The 20,519-nt window shown below is 73.6% G+C and carries 17 protein-coding genes; 8 read left to right on the forward strand and 9 right to left on the reverse strand.

Annotation, left to right across the window (positions count from 1 at the left end; genetic code table 11):
- Nucleotides 1-32 precede the first annotated feature (32 nt).
- The 4 genes from JAO84_RS08215 to JAO84_RS08230 all read left to right on the forward strand — a co-directional run bounded on the left by JAO84_RS08215 (nt 33) and on the right by JAO84_RS08230 (nt 4,053).
- On the forward strand, nt 33-734 hold the full coding sequence (locus JAO84_RS08215) for a maleylpyruvate isomerase family mycothiol-dependent enzyme (RefSeq protein ID WP_370411748.1): 702 nt from the start codon (nt 33-35) through the stop codon (nt 732-734).
- A gap of 44 nt (nt 735-778) precedes the next feature.
- On the forward strand, nt 779-1,435 hold the full coding sequence (locus JAO84_RS08220) for an MBL fold metallo-hydrolase (RefSeq protein ID WP_370411750.1): 657 nt from the start codon (nt 779-781) through the stop codon (nt 1,433-1,435).
- 142 nt (nt 1,436-1,577) lie between these two features.
- On the forward strand, nt 1,578-2,876 hold the full coding sequence (locus tag JAO84_RS08225) for an MFS transporter (RefSeq protein WP_370416689.1): 1,299 nt from the start codon (nt 1,578-1,580) through the stop codon (nt 2,874-2,876).
- An 88-nt stretch (nt 2,877-2,964) separates the two neighbouring features.
- Nucleotides 2,965-4,053, forward strand: coding sequence for a hypothetical protein (locus JAO84_RS08230; protein ID WP_370411752.1), 1,089 nt, complete (start codon nt 2,965-2,967; stop codon nt 4,051-4,053).
- 11 nt (nt 4,054-4,064) lie between these two features.
- Here JAO84_RS08230 and JAO84_RS08235 read toward each other — a convergent pair whose 3' ends face one another.
- From JAO84_RS08235 to JAO84_RS08255, 5 genes are all read right to left on the reverse strand, one after another.
- Nucleotides 4,065-5,066, reverse strand: a complete 1,002-nt coding sequence (locus JAO84_RS08235; protein WP_370411754.1) for a TerC/Alx family metal homeostasis membrane protein — start codon at nt 5,064-5,066, stop codon at nt 4,065-4,067.
- Nucleotides 5,067-5,292: 226 nt separating this feature from the next.
- Entirely contained in the window at nt 5,293-7,260 is a 1,968-nt protein-coding gene (locus JAO84_RS08240) for a TerD family protein (protein WP_370411756.1), read from the reverse strand.
- 43 nt (nt 7,261-7,303) lie between these two features.
- Nucleotides 7,304-7,882 (reverse strand): TerD family protein, encoded by a 579-nt coding sequence (locus JAO84_RS08245; protein ID WP_265866145.1) that lies wholly within the window; start codon nt 7,880-7,882, stop codon nt 7,304-7,306.
- A gap of 142 nt (nt 7,883-8,024) precedes the next feature.
- Nucleotides 8,025-10,178 carry an excinuclease ABC subunit UvrB gene (gene uvrB, locus JAO84_RS08250; protein WP_370411759.1) on the reverse strand — a complete coding sequence of 718 codons (2,154 nt, stop codon included), beginning with the start codon at nt 10,176-10,178 and terminating at the stop codon, nt 8,025-8,027.
- A 60-nt stretch (nt 10,179-10,238) separates the two neighbouring features.
- Nucleotides 10,239-11,147, reverse strand: a complete 909-nt coding sequence (locus JAO84_RS08255) for an MHYT domain-containing protein (protein ID WP_370411761.1) — start codon at nt 11,145-11,147, stop codon at nt 10,239-10,241.
- Nucleotides 11,148-11,308: 161 nt separating this feature from the next.
- On the opposite strand from JAO84_RS08255, the gene JAO84_RS08260 reads away from it, so the two are divergent.
- A complete protein-coding gene (locus tag JAO84_RS08260) occupies nt 11,309-11,878 on the forward strand; it encodes a methylated-DNA--[protein]-cysteine S-methyltransferase (protein WP_370411763.1) in 570 nt (189 codons plus the stop codon).
- Nucleotides 11,879-12,159: 281 nt separating this feature from the next.
- Nucleotides 12,160-13,455 (forward strand): MFS transporter, encoded by a 1,296-nt coding sequence (locus tag JAO84_RS08265; protein WP_370411765.1) that lies wholly within the window; start codon nt 12,160-12,162, stop codon nt 13,453-13,455.
- 126 nt (nt 13,456-13,581) lie between these two features.
- Here JAO84_RS08265 and JAO84_RS08270 read toward each other — a convergent pair whose 3' ends face one another.
- The 4 genes from JAO84_RS08270 to JAO84_RS08285 form a co-directional block, all read right to left on the reverse strand.
- The gene (locus JAO84_RS08270; protein WP_370411767.1) at nt 13,582-14,553 is read right to left on the reverse strand and encodes a hypothetical protein; all 972 of its coding nucleotides are present in this window, start codon (nt 14,551-14,553) and stop codon (nt 13,582-13,584) included.
- Nucleotides 14,550-15,827, reverse strand: coding sequence for an MFS transporter (locus JAO84_RS08275; RefSeq protein WP_370411769.1), 1,278 nt, complete (start codon nt 15,825-15,827; stop codon nt 14,550-14,552). Before JAO84_RS08275 ends, JAO84_RS08270 begins: the two co-directional genes overlap by 4 nt.
- Nucleotides 15,828-15,839: 12 nt before the next feature.
- Nucleotides 15,840-17,231, reverse strand: a complete 1,392-nt coding sequence (locus JAO84_RS08280) for a discoidin domain-containing protein (protein WP_370411771.1) — start codon at nt 17,229-17,231, stop codon at nt 15,840-15,842.
- A 326-nt stretch (nt 17,232-17,557) separates the two neighbouring features.
- Complete coding sequence (locus tag JAO84_RS08285; protein WP_370411773.1) at nt 17,558-17,914, reverse strand: cupin domain-containing protein; 357 nt, start codon at nt 17,912-17,914, stop codon at nt 17,558-17,560.
- A 471-nt stretch (nt 17,915-18,385) separates the two neighbouring features.
- Here JAO84_RS08285 and JAO84_RS08290 point away from each other — a divergent pair, with 471 nt between their 5' ends.
- Together JAO84_RS08290 and JAO84_RS08295 are read left to right on the forward strand one after the other, a co-directional pair.
- Entirely contained in the window at nt 18,386-19,282 is an 897-nt protein-coding gene (locus JAO84_RS08290) for a hypothetical protein (protein WP_370411775.1), read from the forward strand.
- Nucleotides 19,266-20,471 carry a hypothetical protein gene (locus tag JAO84_RS08295; protein WP_370411776.1) on the forward strand — a complete coding sequence of 402 codons (1,206 nt, stop codon included), beginning with the start codon at nt 19,266-19,268 and terminating at the stop codon, nt 20,469-20,471. Before JAO84_RS08290 ends, JAO84_RS08295 begins: the two co-directional genes overlap by 17 nt.
- The last annotated feature ends 48 nt before the right edge of the window (nt 20,472-20,519 follow it).

The raw sequence follows: 20,519 nt of genomic DNA on the forward strand, positions 1-20,519 counted from the left end.
GGACCCGCCCCGAACCGCCTAGGGTCGACGCCATGATCGACCATGTGCGTGACCTCGCCTCCGTGCGCGAGGCGACCGACCGGCTCATCGACGCGGTCTCCTCCTGGGACAACGCGGCGCTCGCCCAGCCGTCACGGCTTCCGGGCTGGACCCGCGGCCACGTCCTGGCCCACCTCTCCCGTAACGCCGACGCCCTCGTGAACGTGCTCCAGGGCCTGCCGATGTACAAGGACGCGGAGACCCGCGAAGCCGACATCGAGGCCGGCGCCGGCCGCCCGCTGGACGTCCAGCTCGCCGACCTGCGCGCCACCGCCGACCGCTTCATGGCGCTCGGCGAGGAGCCCGCAGACTGGGACCGCACCGTCGAGCTGCGCAACGGCGTCACCGACAGCGCCTCCCGGATCCCCTTCCGCCGCTGGGTGGAGGTGGCCCTGCACCACGTCGACCTGGGCGACGGCTACGAGCTCGAGGACCTGCCGGAGGAATTCGTCCTGCGGGAGATCGACTTCCTCGCCGACCGCTGGAGCGGCCGCGCGGACGTCCCGCCGGTCACGCTGCGCCTCGGCCACGACGAGGACGCCCCCTCCTGGCGCACCGGCGGCACCGAGGGCAAGCCCGTCGTCCTCGCCGGCACCGCCGCCGAGCTCCTCGGCTGGCTGGCCGGCCGCGGCGACAAGGGCGCCCACCTCGCCGTCCTCTCGGGCCCCGCGCTCCCGGAGCTCCCGGCGCTCTAGCCGCCCTAGCCCCGGCCGTCAGTGGCCGGGGCTAGGCTGATCACATGACGTACAGCGGAGCGGTGAAGGTCGGCGGGCCCGCCGATGTGCACGAGCTGACCGATCTGATGATCTCGAAGGTCGCGGTCGGTCCGATGGACAACAACGCGTATCTGCTGCGCTGCCGGACCACCGGCGAGCAGCTGTTGATCGACGCGGCCAACGAGGCCGGCACCCTGCTCACGCTGATCGGCGACGACGGCATCACCGCCGTCGTCACCACCCACCGGCACGGCGACCACTGGCAGGCCCTCGCCGAGGTCGTCGCGGCGACCGGCGCCCGTACGTACGCGGGGACGTACGACGCGGAGGGCATCCCCGTCGGGACCGACGAGCTCGTGGAGGACGGCGACACGATCCGGGTCGGCCGGGTCGAGCTGACCGCCCGCCGGCTCATCGGCCACACCCCCGGCTCGATCGCGCTGGTCTACGACGACCCGCACGGGCACCCGCACGTCTTCACCGGCGACTGCCTCTTCCCCGGCGGCGTCGGCAACACCTGGAAGGACCCCGAGGCCTTCGCGAGCCTGCTCCACGACGTGGAGACCAAGCTCTTCGACCGGCTCCCCGACGAGACCTGGGTCTACCCGGGCCACGGCAAGGACACCACCCTCGGTGACGAGCGCCCGCACCTCGCGGAGTGGCGCGAGCGCGGCTGGTAGCCCCCGGGCACGGCCAAGGCGCCCCTGGTGACACCGGGGGCGCTCCCGCGCGCCCCCGTAACCCGGACGGCGGGCGGGTAGTTGGCGCGACATGCACACCGGTCACGCTCCGTCGCCGCCCACGGCCCGCCCCGCGCCCTCGATGGGGCGGCTCGCCGCCGCCTCGCTCGTCGGCACCGCCATCGAGTTCTTCGACTTCTTCGTCTACGGGACGGCCGCCGCCCTCGTCCTCGGACCGCTCTTCTTCCCGACCTTCTCCCCCGTCGCCGGCACCCTCGCCGCCTTCGGCACCTTCGCGATCGGCTTCCTCTCCCGGCCGCTCGGCTCGGTCGTCTTCGGCCATGTCGGCGACCGCTACGGGCGCCGCCCGGTCCTGTTCGCCTCGCTGCTCCTGACCGGCTGCGCCACGGTCGCGGTCGGCTGCGTCCCCACGTACGAGAGCATCGGCGTCGCCGCTCCGATCCTGCTGCTCGTCCTGCGCTTCCTCCAGGGCCTCGGCCTGGGCGGCGAGTGGGGCGGGGCGGTGCTCCTGACCGCCGAGCACGCCCCGGCGGGACGGCGCGCGCTGTGGGCGAGCTTCCCGCAGATCGGGCCCGCCGTGGGCTTCCTGCTCGCCAACGGGGTGATGCTCGCACTGACCGCCGGGCTCGGGGACGCGGACTTCCGCTCCTGGGGCTGGCGGGTGCCGTTCTGGGCGGCGGGGCTGCTGGCCGCCGCCGGTCTCGCGCTGCGCTCCTCGCTCGCGGAGACCCCGCAGTTCGAGGCGCTGGCCGCCGAGGGCCAGCAGGCGAGCGCGCCGCTGCGGGAGGTCGCCCGGAGCCACTGGCGCCTTGTGCTGCTCACGGCGGGCGCGCTCGCGGTCGGCTACGCCGTCTTCTACACGGTGTCCACCTGGGCCCTGGCGTACGGCACCGAGCGGCTCGGGGTGCCGAGCACGGTGATGCTGACCTGTGTGATGGCGGCGGTGGCGATCAAGGGGGCGACGACCCCGTTCTTCGCGCTGCTCGGCGACCGCTACGGGCGGCGGAGGCTGTGCCTGGCGGGCTGCGCGGCCTCGGCGCTGTGGATGTTCCCGATGATCGCGCTGCTGCACACCGCCCGCCCGCTGCTGATGTTCCTCGGCTTCCTCGGCTCGCTGCTCGCCTTCATCACGATGTTCGCCGTGGTCGCCGCGTACCTCCCGGAGCTGTACGAGCCCCGGGTCCGCTGCACCGGCGCGGCCGTCGGCTACAACCTGGCGGGCGTCCTCGGCGGCGCGCTGACTCCGATCGTGGCGACGGCCGTCTCCGACGGCGGCGAGGGCCCGCCCTGGGGCGTGGCGGCCTATCTGACGGTGGTGGCCCTGGTGAGCCTGGGCTGTTTCGCGCTGCTGCCGGAGACGCTGCCGGGCCGGGCGGAGGTACGGGAACGGGAACGCGAACCGGAGGGTACGCCCGCCTAGCCCACCCGCATTGCGGGCACTCTGTGTGGTTTTTATGTTGCGGAGAGTGATTCTCCCATGTGAACCACGTCCGCCCCCCGGAGGCCCCGTGCCCAGGTTCAGAGTCCTCGCCGTCGCGACCACAGCGGTCGCGGCGGTCGCCGCCGTTCCGACCACCGCCCACGCCCAGGAGTTCGTCCCGTGCAGCGCGACGGCCCTGCGCAACGCCATCACCCGGGCGAACACGACGCCCGGGCCGAGCACGCTGTATCTGTCGTTCGGCTGCACCTATCAGCTCACCGTGGAGGACAACCCGGGCAACGGGCTGCCCCTCGTCACGAGCGAGATCGACATCATCGGCAACAAGAGCACGCTCCGGCGCGCGTCCACGGCGCCGAACTTTCGGATCCTGGAGGTCCGGGGCCCGGGCGGCAACCTCACCCTGCGGAACCTGACCGTGCGCGACGGCCGGTCGACGTCCGGCGGCGCGGGCGGCGGCGGCATCGCCGTCGGCTTCGGCAGCCGGGCCACCCTGGACACCGTCGAGGTCACCCGGAACCAGGCGCTGGTCACCGGCCCCGGCGGCGGCATCGTCGCCGGCGGCTCGCTGACCCTGCGCAACAGCACGGTGAGCTACAACATCGCCCAGGACGAGGGCGGCGGCGTGTCCGCGCACGGCCCACTGACCCTGTCGAACACGACGATCACGGGCAACAGCGCACGGGCCGAGGTCGGTGGCATCGTGGTGCACGGCACGCTGACCGCCACGAACAGCCGGGTGACCGACAACGCCGACGGAGAGGCCACGGGCGGCATCCGGGTCCGCTCCGGTGCGACGGCCACCCTCACCGACACGCTGATCCGCGGCAACACCACCGCCCGGCAGAGCGGCGGCGGTGGTGCCGCGGGCGGTATCAACAACAGCGGCTCGCTGACCCTCGAACGGACCACGGTCTTCGCGAACAGGGCCCTCGGCACCGCCGACCAGGGCGGCGGCATCGCCAACTTCGGCGACGCCGCCGTCGCCACCATCCGGAACAGCTCGGTGACGCACAACCTCGCCCGCGGCAGCCTCACCAGCGCCGGCGGCATCCTGAACACCGGAGGCACGGTGTCCCTCACCGCGACTCCGGTGACGGACAACCTGGCCTCCAACTGCACCCCCAGCAGCCCCGCCGTCGCCGGCTGTACGGGCTGACGCAGCGCGCCTCAGGCCTCGACGCCCTCGCGGCCGGCCTCGGCGACCGCCGCCCGCTCCGCCTCCCGCCCCGTCTCCCTCTTCGTCGCGATCAGGCTCGTGATCGTCGTGACGATCAGCACGCCGCAGATGACGGCGAGGGAGAACGGGATGGAGATCTCCGGGACGTGGACGCCCGACTCGTGCAGCGCGTGCAGCACCAGCTTCACTCCGATGAAGCCGAGGATCACCGACAGGCCGTAGCTGAGGTGGACCAGCTTCTTCAGCAGGCCGCCGATGAGGAAGTACAGCTGGCGCAGGCCCATCAGGGCGAAGGCGTTGGCGGTGAAGACGATGTACGGGTCCTGGGTGAGGCCGAAGATCGCCGGGATGGAGTCGAGGGCGAACAGCACGTCGGTGGTGCCGATCGCCAGCATGACGATCATCAGCGGGGTCAGCACCCGCTTGCCGTTGTCGCGGATGAAGAGCTTGGTGCCGTGGTAGCGGTCGGCGACGCCGAACTTCTTCTCGATCGACTTGAGGAGGCGGTTCTCCTCGAAGTCGTCCTCCTCCTCGTCGGAGCGGGCCTCCTGGATGAGCTTCCAGGCGGTGTAGATGAGGAAGGCCCCGAAGAGATAGAACACCCAGGAGAAGCTCGCGATGATCGCCGCGCCTGCGGCGATGAAGATCGCACGGAGCACCAGGGCGATCAGCACGCCCACGAGCAGCACGCGCTGCTGGAGGTGGGACGGCACCGAGAACTTCGCCATGATCAGGACGAAGACGAAGAGGTTGTCGACGCTCAGCGACTTCTCGGTGATGAAGCCGGCGAAGAACTCGCCCGATGCCTTGCTGTCACCGAAGACCAGCAGGCCGAGGCCGAACAGGGCGGCGAGGGCGATCCAGACGCCCGTCCAGATGCCCGCCTCCTTGGTCGACACCTCATGGGGCTTGCGCCCGATGAAGAAGTCGATCGCGATCAGGGCGCCCAGACCGAGAATGGTCAGCACCCACAGGGTCACAGAAACGTCCACTGCGCCTCCGGCGTCGTACGGCCGACGGATCGGCCTCGTCGTTGCCGGAGGTCTCTTCCACCCGGGTCACCCGGGCCGACGCCCCGGGACCAGGTGTCCGACCTGTCCGTATTGACGGGTACGCCGCGCATGGGGAGTACTCCCCTCCGCTGAGAGGAGACTACCCGAATACCCAAGGATTGGTAAAGGGATGGGTAAAGGCGAACCAAAAGCGCAGGTCAGAGGTTCAGGGACCCCACTGCCCTCGGGAGTCGGAGAGCTGGGCGAGCACCTGGCGCAGTATTGAGCTGCCCGCCGGGAAGGCCGGCGGCTCGTACGTCCAGGAGTGCCCGACCCAGGGGTCGGCCAGGTGGTCGTCGGGCACCGGGGTCAGCCGGGTCAGGCAGCGCCACAGCGGGTCGAGCACCGGCCCGTACGCCGCCGCGTCGGCCCGGTCCGCGACGAGCAGCAGATGGGTGCCGACCGACGGGCCCTCGTCGGCGAGGTAGCGCAACTGGTTGACCGCACGGTCGTCGAAGCCGTGCGGGAAGTCGTGCACGATCAGCAGTTCCTCGGCCGTGTCCAGACCGGGCGGCAGGTCCTCGGCGGCCCCGGCGCGGGACGCCATCTGCAGCAGATCGACCCGCTCGGTGAGCTGCTTCAGTACGGCGGAGACCCCGGCCGCACCGGCGGCCGGCGGGCCGGCGAGGACGCCCGCCTCGACGAGCGGGGCGAAGGCGTGCGCACCCGCGCCGGCGGCGTCGATCACCCGGACCCGGAAGCGGCCCGCGGGATGCACGGCGAGCAGCCGCACGGCGTGCGCGACGGCGCTCTCCAGGGCGAGCCGGCGCAGCTCGGCCTCGTCGAGCAGCATCGCCGCCTCGGAGTGGCCGCGCCCGGAGTCCACCCAGAGTCCGCGGGCGAGCGGGAGGCGGGCCAGGAAGGGAACGCGCAGGCCGGTGCGCTCAGGGAGGTGGAGGTCGCCGAGGCGGACGGCAATCGGGGCCTCCATGGGCACCCGGTAGGCCTGCCAGACGGGGCTGTCCCAGCGGGCGTACGCGGCGGGCAGGGCGGGCTCGACCACCTCGGACTCGGCGGTGAGCTGGGCGAGGTCGCGGTCCAGGGCCTCCTGGGCCCGGTCGGTGAGTTCGTCGTGCTTGGCCTTGGCCGCGGCGCGGGCGGCGTCGCCGGCGCCGCCGATGCGGCTGCGCGGGTCGGAGAGGACCCGGTCGAGCTCCTGGTCGAGCCGGGACTCGGCGAAGTTGCAGGCGCTGCGGTAGGCGGCGGTGGCGCGGGCCAGGTCCTCGAACATGCCCCACACCTGGTTGTAGAGCCGCTCGTCCATGGTCCAGCCGCTGGCGTCGCCGGCGACGGGGGCCGGGAAATCGGCGGGGGCTGCGGCAGCGCCGGGGGCGGCGTCCTGCTGCGGCGCGGGGCCGGGGGCCGCGGCGGCGGCCGGGCGGCGGCGCGGGTGGGTGTAGTCGATGGGCCCGTCGGCGCTCGGCGCGGCCGGGGGCTGGGCCGGGGCCGGGGGCGGCGGCGTGACCGGGGGCTGGACCGGGACGGCGGGCTGGGTCTGGGCGGCCTGGTGGGCGCGCTCGCCCTCGGGAACCCGGCCGGCGGCGTCCTCGGCGCGCGCAGCGGGGGCGGGGACGGCGCGGGCCGGCCCCTGGGCGACGGCGTCCAGGACGGAGCCGGCGAGTTCGGGGGCGCGGTCGAGGCCCTGGTCGGCGAGGAGGGCGGCGAGCCCGCCCTCGTACCCCTGGCCGACCGCGCGGACCTTCCAGCTGCCCTGGCGGCGGTAGAGCTCCAGGGCGACCACCGCGGACTCGCGGTCGAGTCCGGTGATCGTGTAGTCGGCGATGCCGGTGCCGTCGGGTGCGGTGACGGTGACGACGGGCGCGGCCGAGGCGCCGAAGCGGGTGGGCCCGCCGGTGCCGAGCGGCAGGGCGAGCAGGACGGAGACCCGGTGGACGGTGTCGCGCACCGCCTCCAGGTCGACCGCGAGCCGGTGCCGGGCGGCGGCCTGCCGGGGCACCTCCACGCCGGGCAGTTCGGCGGCCCCCGGGTGGGCGAGGGCCTCGGGGCCGGCGACCCGGCCCTGCTCGTCGCCCAGGGTGGCCGCGGCGAGGACCGGATGACCGGCCGAGACCCGGATCTCCAGGCGGGTGTGGGGCAGGGGGTGGTTCTGCCCCCGGACCAGCTCGGCGGTCATCTGCTCCGTCTCTCGTTGCGAACGTGGGCGCTGCGGCGCCGGGTTACAGGACCGGGAAGATGCTCGGCATCAGGTCCTGGAAGGTCCGGCCGTTGGCCGGGTTGCCCAGGGCGGTCATCTGCCAGCCGGAGCCGGCCCGGTGCACCTTGGCCATGATCTGGGCGGTGTACTGGCCACCGCCGTTGAGCGTGTAGCGGGCGAGCTCCTGGCCGTTGGTCTCGTCCACGAGGCGGCAGAACGCGTTCTGCACCTCCTGGAAGGTCTGGCCGGTGAAGGAGTTCACCGTGAAGACGATCTGGTCGATGTGGACGGGGACCCGCTGGAGGTCCACCAGGATCGCCTCGTCGTCGCCGCCCTGGCCCACGCCGCCGACCAGGTTGTCGCCGGTGTGGCGGACCGAGCCGTCGTCGCTCACCAGGTGGCGGAAGAAGACCACGTCGACCGGCTGCTTGTCGGCGAAGAGGACCGCGGAGGCGTCGAGGTCGATCTCGCGGGTGCGCGAGCCGAACAGGCCGCGGCGGGGTGCCGCCTGCCAGCCGAGCCCCATCCGTACGGACGTCAGGCTGCCGCCGTCCTTCTTCTCCAGGCTGATGGCCTGCCCCTTGGTCATGTTGACCGTCACGCGCTGCCCCTCTCATCGGTGTGAGCAGCACCCTACGCAGGGGCACTGACAGCGTGCCCGGAGAGGCCCGGTTTTGTGTCGGTCTTGCAACACACCGGGCCGTGCGGCGGGCCGTTCCCGGGCGCCGCGGCCCGGGCGGCCGTCAGGCGAGTCCGGCCTCCTTCATCTGCCGCAGCTCCTTCTTGAGTTCGGACACCTCGTCGCGGAGCCGGGCGGCGACCTCGAACTGCAGCTCGGCGGCGGCGGCCCGCATGCGGTCGGTCATCTCCTCGATGATTCCGGCGAGTTCGGCCGCCGGCCGGTCGCCGAGTTCCAGGGTCGCGCCGGACTTCGCGGCCTTGCCCGCCTTGCCCGCCTTGGCCTTCGGCGCGTGGGCGGCGAGCGACGGGACGGGGGACGTGGCGCCCTTGCCGTCCTTGCCTCCCTTGCGGTAGCCGGTGCCGAGCAGCTCCTCGGTGTCGATCTCCTCGCGGGCGATGGTGGCCACGATGTCGTTGATCTTCTTGCGGAGCGGCTGCGGGTCGATCCCGTTGGCCTTGTTGTAGGCGACCTGCTTCTCGCGGCGCCGGTTGGTCTCGTCGATGGCCTGCGCCATCGCCGGGGTGATGGTGTCGGCGTACATGTGGACCTGGCCGGAGACGTTTCGGGCGGCGCGGCCGATGGTCTGGATGAGCGAGGTGCCGGAGCGCAGGAAGCCCTGCTTGTCGGCGTCGAGGATGGCGACGAGGGACACCTCGGGCAGGTCGAGGCCCTCGCGGAGCAGGTTGATGCCGACGAGCACGTCGTACTCGCCGGAGCGCAGTTCACGCAGCAGCTCGATGCGGCGCAGGGTGTCGACGTCGCTGTGCAGATAGCGCACCTGGATGCCGAGCTCCAGGAAGTAGTCCGTGAGGTCCTCGGCCATCTTCTTGGTGAGGGTGGTGACGAGGACCCGCTCGTCGCGCTCGGTGCGCAGCCGGATCTCGTGCACCAGGTCGTCGATCTGGCCCTCGGTGGGCTTGACGACGACCTCGGGGTCGACGAGGCCGGTGGGGCGGATGATCTGCTCGACGAAGCCGTCGGAGCGGGACAGCTCGTAGGTGCCGGGGGTGGCCGACAGATAGACGGTCTGGCCGATCCGCTCCTGGAACTCCTCCCACTTCAGCGGCCGGTTGTCGAGCGCCGAGGGAAGCCGGAAGCCGTGGTCGACGAGGGTGCGCTTGCGGGAGGCGTCGCCCTCGTACATGGCGCCGATCTGCGGGACCGTGACGTGCGACTCGTCGATGACGAGCAGGAAGTCCTCGGGGAAGTAGTCGAGGAGGGTGTTGGGCGGGGAGCCGGGCTCGCGGCCGTCGAAGTGCATCGAGTAGTTCTCGATGCCGGAGCAGGAGCCGATCTGGCGCATCATCTCGATGTCGTAGGTGGTGCGCATGCGCAGCCGCTGCGCCTCCAGGAGCTTGCCCTGCTTCTCCAGCTCCTTGAGGCGCTGCTCCAGCTCGGTCTCGATGTCGTTGACCGCGCGCTCCATGCGCTCGGGGCCGGCGACGTAGTGGCTGGCGGGGAAGACGTACAGCTGCTCGTCGTCGCTGATGACCTCGCCGGTGAGCGGGTGCAGGGTCGACAGGGCCTCGATCTCGTCGCCGAACATCTCGATGCGGACGGCGAGCTCCTCGTACACCGGGAAGATCTCGATGGTGTCGCCGCGCACCCGGAAGGTGCCGCGGGCGAAGGCCATGTCGTTGCGGTTGTACTGGATGTCGACGAAGCGGCGCAGGAGCTGGTCGCGGTCGATCTCGTCGCCCACCTTGAGGGAGACCATCCGGTCCACGTACTCCTGCGGGGTGCCGAGGCCGTAGATGCAGGAGACGGAGGCGACCACGACCACGTCGCGCCGGGTGAGCAGCGAGTTGGTGGCGGAGTGGCGCAGCCGCTCGACCTCCTCGTTGATCGAGGAGTCCTTCTCGATGTAGGTGTCGGACTGCGGGACGTACGCCTCGGGCTGGTAGTAGTCGTAGTACGAGACGAAGTACTCCACCGCGTTGTTCGGCAGGAGCTCGCGGAACTCGTTCGCCAGCTGGGCGGCCAGCGTCTTGTTCGGCGCCATCACCAGGGTGGGGCGCTGAAGCTTCTCGATCATCCAGGCGGTGGTCGCCGACTTGCCGGTGCCGGTGGCGCCGAGCAGCACGACGTCCTTCTCGCCGGCGCGGATGCGCCGGTCGAGGTCGGCGATGGCCGCCGGCTGGTCGCCGCTGGGCTGGTAGGGGCTGACGACCTCGAAGGGCGCCACCGTACGTTCGATCTTGGAAACGGGCCGCATGTGACCACCGTACGACCCGGCACTGACAGCCGGGCGACGATCGGCCCCGGCGGGGTCGCGCTACCAGTCCTGGGAGCGGTACGTGCCGCGGTGGGCGGCCCGGCGGCCGGAGCGCGCGGCGGGGCGGGCGGCGGACCAGTTGGCGGGCTCGCCGTAGGCCGCGGCGCGGCGCGGGGAGGGGACTCCGGGGAGGTGGTGCGGGTGGCCGCCGCGGCCGCCGGGGCGCTGCCAGTCGGGCTCGCCCATGACGAGCAGCGGGTCGAACATCACGACGACGGCGGCGAGCAGCAGGAAGACGCCGGGGCCGATCAGCATGGGCAGCAGGAGCGAGGTGGCGCTGTCGCCGCTGCCGGCGGCGGCGGTGCCGTGCAGCCGCACGTCGACGGCGGCCATGGCGGTGTAATGCATGCCGCTGACCGCGAGTCCCATGACGACGCTGGCGCCGAGGCTGGCGAGGAAGCCGTGCACGGAGACGGCGGCCCACAGGGCGGCGGTGGCGGCCACGACGGCGATGACCACGGAGAGGGCGACGGTGAGGGTGTCGTACCGGACCTCTCCGTGCAGTCGCATCCCGGCCATGCCCAGGTAGTGCATGGTGGCGACGCCGAGGCCGGTGATGGTGCCGCCGGTGACCAGGGTCAGCGGGGTGGCGCCGCGGTAGCCGACGATGAAGATGCCGATGCCGACCATGAGGATGGCGACGCCGAGGCTGGCGAAGGTGATGGGCCGGTCGTAGCTGATCGGGGCCTGCCGGACCGAGAAGCCCATCATGGCGATGAAGTGCATCGTCCAGATGCCGGTGCCGATGGAGGTGGCGCCGAGCGCGAGCCAGCCGGCCTTGAAGGTGTCGCGGTGGCGCAGCGACCTGGTGGTGCAGCGCAGGCCCAGGGCGCCGCCGAGGCAGGCCATGAGGAAGGCCGCCACCGGCGTGACCAGTCCGTAGCTGAATCCGTCGACCGTGCCCTGCATCAGCGTCTGTCCTCCACCCCGAGTGCCACGTTCGTTCGTCCGAAAACAGTCGGTACCGCTGAGTAGTGCTATCGGATTATGGCGTCCGCCGAGGCCGTCCGGCCATGGGGTCCGGGAAAAGTCCGGACCGGTTGTCGGTGGCGGGTCGTACGGTGGGCGGCATGGAGCAGGAGATGCCGGGGACACCGGCCGGGCCGGAGCGGGGACGGGTGGAGTGGGCGGTGGTGCCCAGCGCCATCGGGCCCCTGCTGCTCGCCGCGACGGAGCGGGGACTCGTGAGCGTGGTCTTCCACGCGGACCCGCGCGTGCGGGAGCGGGCCCTCGACCGGCTCGCAGGCGCGCTGGGCGCGGACCTCGTGGAGCTCCCCTCCGGCCGCCTCGCCGAGCCGATACGGCAGCTCGCGGCCTACTTCGACGGGAGTCTCCGGAGCTTCGACGTCAAGCTCGACTGGTCCCTGGTGACCGGATTCAACCGTCAGGTGCTGCGCGAACTGGCCACCACCGTCCCGTTCGGAACGGTGGTGGGATATGGCGACCTGGCCCGCCGGGTGGGCCGGCCGGCGGCCGCCCAGGCGGTCGGCGCGGCGATGGGCGCCAATCCGCTGCCGGTGGTCGTGCCGTGCCACCGGGTGGTGGAGAGCGACGGCGGCATCGGCGGCTTCGGCGGCGGCCTGGAGACCAAGCGGCAGCTGCTCGCGCTGGAGGGGGTGCTGCCGGAGCCGCTGTTCTGAGGGGCGGTGGCTGGAGGGCTGTTCGGCCATCGGCGGCGGGCCGGGGGACGGCAGTCGGGGCGGGCGGCAGGTTCGGGGTGAGGTCCGGGCCAGTGGTGCGGCAGGCGCCCGGAGGCGCGGCACGGACAGGCGTACGGCCCGGGCCGGGGGTGCGGCGCGCGTCGGATGGGGGACGTCGGCACACGCCCGGCAGGCATCGGGCCCGGCCCGGTGCCCATGGCTGCTGCGGTGGGCGGCACCTGGGCGTTCCCAGGCCGCGGGGTGGCTGGCACACTGCGTAAGTGACCACAGCCCCAGACGCCCCTGACGCCGCCCTGCCGGCCGGGGGGATATCGAAGTCCGTCTCTCCCGAGCGGCTGCCCGCGCTGCGGCGCCGGATACAGGCCGTGCTGATCGCCACGCAGATCCTGGGCGGGCTCGGCATCGCCATCGGGGTGGCGCTCGCCGCCGTGCTGGCCAAGGAGGTCAGCGGTACGGAGGCGCTGTCGGGGCTCGCGTCGACGGCCACGGTCGCCGGGCCCGCCCTGCTCGCGATGCCGCTGGCCTCGCTGATGGCCCGGCGCGGGCGGCGGGCGGGACTGGTTCTGGCCTATCTGGTCGGCGCGCTCGGATCGGCGGTCGCCGTGCTCGGCGCCACCGCCGGGAGCTTCCCGCTGCTCCTGGCCGGCCTGGTCGGCTTCGGCGCGGGCTCCTCGGCCAACCTGGCCGCCCGGTTCGCCGCCGCGGACCTGGCCGAGCCGGACCGGCGGGCCCGGGCCATCTCCACCGTGGTGTGGGCCACCACCATCGGCGCCGTCCTCGGCCCCAACATCGCCGCCCCGGCCGGCGAGAGCGTCTCCGGCCTCGGCATCCCGGCCGCCGCCGGGCCCTTCGTGTGGGCGTCCGGCGTGTTCGTGGTCGCCGCCGCCATGGTGGCGGTGCTGCTGCGACCCGACCCGCTGCTCACCGCGCGGGCGCTGGCCGGCCCCGAGGAGGCCGCGGCCGCCGACGGGCGCTCCCTGAAGGCCGGACTGCGTGCGGTGCGGGCCTCGTCGCGGGCCCGGCTCGCCCTGGTGACGGTCGCCGGTTCGCACACCGCCATGGTGTCGATCATGTCGATGACCCCGGTGGCGCTGAGCCACCACGGCGCCGGGATCCGGCTGATCGGACTGGTGATCAGCGGCCACATCGCCGGCATGTACGCCTTCTCGCCGGTCATGGGCTGGCTGTCCGACCGGCTCGGCCGGCTCGCCGTGATCGGCCTCGCCGTGGCGCTGCTCGTCACCGCCGCACTGCTCGCGGGCACCGCCGGGCCCAGCCACGGACAGACCGCGCTCGGCCTGTTCGTCCTCGGGCTCGGCTGGTCGGCCGGCCTGGTCTCCGGCTCGGCGCTGCTCACCGACTCCGTGCCGCAGGCCGCCCGCGCCGCCGTCCAGGGCCTCTCCGACTTCATCATGAACACCTCAGCCGGCCTCGGCGGCCTCGCCGCCGGCCTGATCGTCTCCCAGGCGGGCTACGGCTGGCTCAACCTCGTCGGCGCCTGCCTGCTGCTCCCGATGACCGTCCTCGCGGCACGCGGCGCACTCCGCCGCGCCTGACGCCGCGCGCGCCCGGCGGATCGGGGCCCGGACAGGCTGCGGCGCCTGGTGCTGGTGGCCGCCCCCGGCCGCCAGGCCGAGGGGACGGGGGCCTGGGGGCCTGGGGGCCTGCGGGAAGCGGTCCGTTCACCGCGGCACCACCGGAGACGTGGCGCCCGCCGCCACCTCCCGTGGCGCGCCCGTGCCGTCGGCGGGCACGGTCCAGACGGCGCCGTCGTAGGCGTAGGAGAGCGTGTCGGGAGCGGTCCAGGCGGCCTGGTCGTCGATGGAGTGGGGCTCGGCGAGGGGGTGCGCGCGGCGGGTGGCCAGGTCGAGCACGTAGAGCCGCCAGGGGGCTCGCGGGTCGGTGGAGACCTTCTTCTTGTAGGCGACGCGGGTGCCGTCCGGGGAGAGCGAGGGGCACTCGACGTTCTCCTCGATCGCCCGGGCCGACCACTTCGCGAGGTCGCCCTCGACGAGGTAGGTACGGCCCCGGGTGCCGACGGTCGCGTAGAAGCGGTTGTCGTCGGCGGCGAAGCTGACGCCCCAGTAGTTGACGTCGGGCGCGTGGTAGCGGCGCCCGTCGAGGGTGAGCGGGATCTGCTCGATGCTCTTGATCAGATAGCCGGTGCGCAGATCGAGGATCGAGGTGCGGGTGGAGAAGGCGGAGGTGTTGTAGGAGTCACCGGTCGCGAACGTGGTCCAGGCGAGCACCTGGCCCGAGGCGGAGACCCGGGCCCGGTTGGGGATGCCGGGCAGGCTCATCCGCTTCTGCTCCCGCAGGCGCCGGTCGAGCACCAGGACGTACGAGCGGGCCGGCACCCCCGGGCGGCGCTGAAGGCACAGCGCGGTGGGCCCGGCGGCGTGGAAGCGGTCGCAGCGCGGCCCGAGGGCCAGCCGGCCGCCGGGCGCGGCCGGGTCCTGCCGGGCCACCCGCCCGGTCGCGGTGTCCCGGAACCAGAGCGCGCCCGGCGGCGCCCCGTCGAGCCCGAACCCGGCGTCGGCCGCCACGGCGGCGTTGTCGGGGCGGCCGGCGGCGGCCCGCACGGTGTACGCGGTCGCCCCGCCGGCCAGGATCAGGAAGCCGAGCACGAGGGCCCACAGACGGCGCCGGTTCATGAGGGGTCCCTTCGAGGGGGTCGGGGCAGCAGGCGGCTCGCGCCGAGCAGCGCGGCGGTGAGCGCGGCGAGCGCCAGGAGCAGCGCGGGCCGCGGGCCCCAGAGGGTCCAGGCGGCGCCGAAGCCGGTGGCCGCGGCCACCTTGGCGAGCGCCTGCGCGGTCTGGACGAGCGCGAGACCGCTCGCCCGCCGCTCGGGCGGGAGCAGCGGGCCGGTGAGCGCCATCAGGACGCCGTCGGTGGCCGCGTAGAAGACCCCGAGGAGCACCGGGACGGCCACGAGGAGCAGCACGCCCGGCACCGGGGCCAGGAGCAGGCCGAGGGCGAGGAGCAGGGCCCCGTGCCCGTACAGGAAGGGGCGCCGGCGGCCGTGCCGGTCGGCGAGGCGGCCGGCCGGCACGGCGAGCAGCAGATACGCGGCGGAGGCGCCGAGCGGCAGGAACGGGAACCAGGTCGCGTCGAGTGCGGTGCGCTGCTGGAGCAGGAGGTAGAAGAACGCGTCGCCGACGGTGGCCGCGCCGAGCAGCGCGGCGGCGAGCGCGACCCGGCGCACGGCGGGCACCCGCAGCAGGGCCGGACCGTCGGGCCGCACCCGCACCCACACCCACACCCGCACCCGCCACGCGGTGCGTGCGTCGGCCCCGGACCCGCGGGGGCCGCCGGGCACCAGGACCACGAGCAGCAGCACCCCGAGCAGCCCGACGCAGAAGCTGACGACGAAGACGGCGTCGTACGCGTCGGCCGTGACCCACAGGATCGCGAACGCGGCGAGCGGGCCGAGCAGCGCGCCGGTGGTGTCCATGGCGCGGTGCACGCCGAAGGCGCGGCCGAGGGCGTCGGGCGGGCTGTCGAGGGTGATGAGCGCGTCCCGGGGTGCGGTGCGGATGCCCTTGCCGAGCCGGTCGGCGGCGAGCGCGGCGCCGATCAGACCGGCCGCGCCGCCCGCGAGGAGCAGGCCGAGCCGGGAGCAGGCGGAGAGCGCGTAGCCGAGGCCGGCGACCCGTTTGTGCCGGCCGCCGCGGTCGGCGAGGTGCCCGCCGACCATCCGGACGAGGGCGGTGGCGCCGTTGAACAGCCCGTCCAGGAAGCCGAACTGGAGCGGGGTGAGACCGAGGCCGAGCACCAGGTAGAGCGGCAGGACCGCGGTGACCATCTCGGACGAGACGTCGGTGACCAGACTGACCGTGCCGAGGGCGAGGACGGTGGCGGAGACGCGCCGCCGCGCCCCGGTGGGGGCGGGCGGCACGTCCCGGCGACCGGTGGTCGCGAGATACATGGGCGGCGGCGATCAGTGGCAGCGGTAGGTCGGGCCGGTGTCCTTGACCTGGCCGTCGGTGCCGACGTACTGCCAGGTGTAGGTGGTGTCGGTGAAGTCGAGCTTCAGGACGCCGTACGGACCACTGATCCGCTTCTGGCTGTTGGGCTGGACGGTCTCGATGGGGTACGGCTCGGCGCCGCCCATGCCGCCGACGATCTCGACGATGCCGTCGGCGGTGGCCCGGCCGTTCGGGTCCTGCGGCGCGAAGCGCTCGTAGTGGTGGTCGTGGCCGTTGAGGACGAGGTCGGCCTTGGCGTCGTAGAGGATCTGCCAGACCGGCTTGGAGACGGGGTCATTGCCGTGGCCGCCGGAGGAGTAGAGCGGGTGGTGGAAGTAGGCGGCGACACAGCCCTTGGTGGTGCGGGCGAGGTCGTCCTTCAGCCACTGGATCTGGTCGGGGTCGTCGAAGGAGTTGGAGTCGAGGGCGACGAAGTGCCAGTTGCCCTGGTCGTAGCTGTAGTACGGCTCGCCCTGCGGGTAGGCGATGGCGCCGAAGTACGACTTGTAGCCGGCGAGCGGGCCGGCCGGGTCGTAGGTCTCGTGGTTGCCGGGCACGGGGCGGGTCTTGGCCTTGAAGGCGCCCCAGGTCTTGTCGTAGTAGTTCCGGTAGTCGGACAGGCGCGCGTCGTCGTACTGGTTGTCACCCATCGTCAGATAGAAGGCCGGGTCGATCCGCTGGGCCTGCGCGGCGGTCTTCGGGTGGGCGCAGGAGCTGCTGGAGGCGGTGCACTGGGCGGCGATGTCGCCGGCCGCGACGACGGTGAAGGCGCCGGTGCCGGGCGGCTGGCTCGTGGGCGGCGGGGTCGTGGGCGGGGTGCTCGTCGGGGTGGTGCCGTCCGGGGTGCCGTACACCTCCGCCTCGTAGAGCGAGTAGCCGTACGAGGTGCCGCGGGCGGTGCCGTAGATCCGTAGATAGCGGCCCTTTCCAATCAGTCCGGTCCAGTCGTCGGTGCCGCCGTTGCCGGCGGTCTCGGTGGCGAGCCGGGTCCAGGTGGCGTTGTCGGCGGAGATCTCGACGCGGTAGGCCTTGGCGTAGGCGGCCTCCCAGACGAGCCTGACGCGCGAGACGGCGGACGGGGCGCCGAGGTCGACCTTGAGCCACTGCGGGTCGGAGCCCTCGGCGCTGGCCCACCGGGTGGTCCCGTCGCCGTCGAAGGCCTTGGCGGGTTCGTATCCGGTGTCCTCTATGGAGGACGCGGTCGCGGGCTTGCCGCGGGACAGCAGCGGATCGGCGGCGTCCGCGCGGCCGGTGGCGGCGAGCAGCAGCCCGCCGATCAGACACAGCGCCGCGGTGACGACGGTGAGGAGGAAGGCGGGGGACGGAGTGGTGCGGCGTGGTGGGGCGGAGGCGTACAGGCGCATACCTGGAGCTCCCTTGCCTGGGGGGAGGGCGAGAGCTGGACTGCGGTGCGGACAGCGCGGTCCGGCCGCGTGGCGATGGGGCGCCACGGGGCGTGCCGCGGTGCACGGCGGCCGGGTCAGAGCTCTCGCTGAGCGCGTCACGCCCGCTTCCCGAGGAGTCAGGGATCCGGGGAAGACGGGCGCCGCGCCAAGCCGCCGCCCGCGAGGTTAGCGGATAGGAAGGTTTCCTACCAGACCTGTGAATCACCTTCGGAGGGAGGGGAGTTCACGGGCCGCGGGACGAACCACGCGTGGGCGGGCGGCGGCTGGCGGCGGGCGGAGGGGCCTCAGAGGGTGATGTGGTACGCCTTGCGCAGGGTCTCGTGCACGGTCCAGGTGGTGCGGTCGCCCTCGCGCAGCACGCACGCGTCGCCGGGGCCGATCTCCAGCGTCGCGCCGCCCTCGACCGCGACCGTGGCGCGGCCGCTGACGACGACGAAGAGCTCGTTCGCCTCGGTGTCGGTGACCACGCCGGGGGTGATCTGCCAGATGCCGCGGAGCTGCTTGCCGTCGGCGGACTCCCACAGGACCTTGCCGGTCACCTCGGGGGTGCCGGAGACGATCTGACCGGGGTCGAGCGGCTCGGGCTCGAGCTCGGCGTCGGGGATGTGGACGGCGAAGGAAGGCTGCGCATGAGTGGTCATGGGCGGTGACTGTAGCGGGGCCCGAACGCCGTTCCACCCCCGGGAGTTCCTGGAATTCGACCCTCCGTTTCCCGCTCCGACCAGGCACTTCGCCAACCCGTTCGACACGACGGAATCCGTACGGGGGGCTTGCGCGGCTCCCGTGCGCCAAGGGGCGTCCCGGGGGTGGGCGACGGGGCCGGCGGGCACCGATTCCGTAGTCGTACGCAAGCCGTACACACGCGCGCGTGGAGTGCTGCGCGAAGGAACGTACGAACGGGCGTGCGGGTGAAGGGCGCCGAAAACCGGCCGCCGGACGGGCGGCGCCCACGGGCATCACCGCTGGTCCGGGACGGCGCCTTTGGTGGGGCCAATGTTGGTCCGGGGGATCACGCCGCGCCCCCTGGCAGTGCGGTGGCGAGGACGGCACACTCCCCGAGAGCCACTCCCCCACAACCCCACAACTCCCCCCACTCCGGACAGGAGAGTGCGATGTCGGCCACCCCCACCCTTCTCCGCGCCGCCGTCCTCGGCGCGGCGGCCCTGCTGACCGCCGCCACCACCGCCCCCACCGCCACGGCTGCCACGGCCGCCGCGCCCGATCCCGGCGCCGACTACAAGGCCGCCCACGACACCCTGGGGCCGCAGCACCTGACGCCGGCCCAGTACCGGCTCGCCGTGGTCAAGCAGGCCGCGGCGGCGAGATCGTACGAGGAGGCGCACGCCCTCGGCACCACGGGCGCCATGGGCCCCCTGAGCACCACCGGCACCGCGGACACGACGGGCGCCACGAGCGCGCTCGCCGGGTACAAGCTGTCCGGCGGAATCCACCAGTCGCAGCAGACCTCCTACTGGTGCGGCCCGGCCGCCCTGGTCATCACCCAGTCCGCGCACGACGAGGTCGGCGGACGCTCGCAGCGGGACGCGGCGACCCTGCTGAAGACCACCACGGCCGGCACCGCCTGGTACGGGATCGACATCAACGTGCCCGATCCCACCGGCTACCCGATGGTCGACGCGCTGAACTACCGGCTGCCCGGCGCCGGTTACGTGCCCAACGCCCTGCCCTACACCCCCACCGCGGCGGACAAGACCGCCTTCAAGCAGCACATCACCCACAACACCGACAACGACTACGCCATCGCGGGCAACGCCTGGGAGGTGCCCGGCGGGCCGCACCTGGTGGGGCACCCCAACATCGAGATCTTCCACTGGGTCGCGATCGACGGCTACAACACGGACACCGCCGCCGGCCAGGTCAACTACCTCGATCCGGTCGGCGGGGTGAGCACGAGCGTCATCTCCTGGGCGGGGCCGGTGCCCAAGTCCGCGCACATCTCCTCCGACACCCTGACCACGATCATGGGCGGCCGTGGCTACGTCTGGTAGCGCCCGGCTCCCGGCCCTGCCCCCGGCCCTGCTCCTGGCGGGCGCCCTCCTCGCGGGGTGCTCGCCGGGCGGCGGGGCCCCGCCGGGCCCGGCGAGCTCCGCGCCGACACGGGCCGCCGCCGTGCGGACGGTCCCGGCCTGCGAGGTGCCGCTGCCGGACGCCTGGGAGCGGGCCTTCGCGGCCGGCGAGTACCGGCCGCCCGCCGGGCAGCGCGCGGTCCTCACGGACACCGGCCCCGGCTGGACGGCGCTCCAGCTCACCGGGAACGGCAGCGGAGGCGGCGACAGCGGCGGGCGGCGGGCCGTGCTCGTACGGGGCGACGGGACCGGGCCCCGGACCCTGCTGCGGTTCGCCGACCCCGTCGAGCACCAGCTGCTCGCCGCCGACTTCGACGGACGGCGGTGGGCCGCGTTCGCCGTCCTGGAGGGCCGGACCCTCGACAGCCCGTGGAGCCTGTACGTGTGGGACGCGGTCACCGGCACGGCCCGGCGCCTGGCCCGCGCCGACCGGCCGGGCCCGCTCCCCCGCCCGGTGGTCCGCGACGGCACCGTCGTGTGGGCGCAGGGCACGGGCACGGGCCGGGCCACGGTGTTCGCCGCCCCGGCCGCCGACGGTGGCGGTGGCGGCGGGCACGCGCGCGCGTGGCGCACGGCCGTCCTGGACACGCCGTTCGCGGCGGGCGGCCTGCTGGTGTGGCGGGAGTCGGCGGGAGGGCACACCCGGCCGGTGGCGGTCGCCCTGAAGGACGGGCGTCCGGCCGCGCTGCCCGCGCCGATCGCCGCCCTCCGCGACATCCGCGCCCTCGCCTCGGACGGCACCACCTGGGCGTGGGTCGAGGGCGAGACGGCTCCCCGGCTGATGGTCTGGCGCCCCGGCGAGGCCCGGCCCTTCGCCGCCGTGACCGCCTCCCCGGCCGCGGACGGCATGGACCAGCTGCGGATCGCCGGGCGCCTCGTCACCTGGCGCACGCCGGAGACCTCGTACGCCCTCGACCTCGGACGCCCGGGCCGCCCTGCCTCCGGCTCCGGCTCGTACGCGCGGATCACGCCCCCGTACGGCTACGCCGCGGCCTCCGGGAACGCGCTGGCCCTCGCGTACAGCGTCGGCAACGCCAAGACCGCCGGCGCCCGCCCGGTGATCCGGGTGGTGGACGCGGCCCGGCTGCCCGGCCTGCCGGGCTGTGGCTGAGGAGCCTTGTGGCCGAGGAGCCTTGTGGCTGATGTTCGCCATGTTCTG

The sequence above is a fragment of the Streptomyces fradiae genome (assembly GCF_041270065.1).
GTDB lineage: Bacteria > Actinomycetota > Actinomycetes > Streptomycetales > Streptomycetaceae > Streptomyces.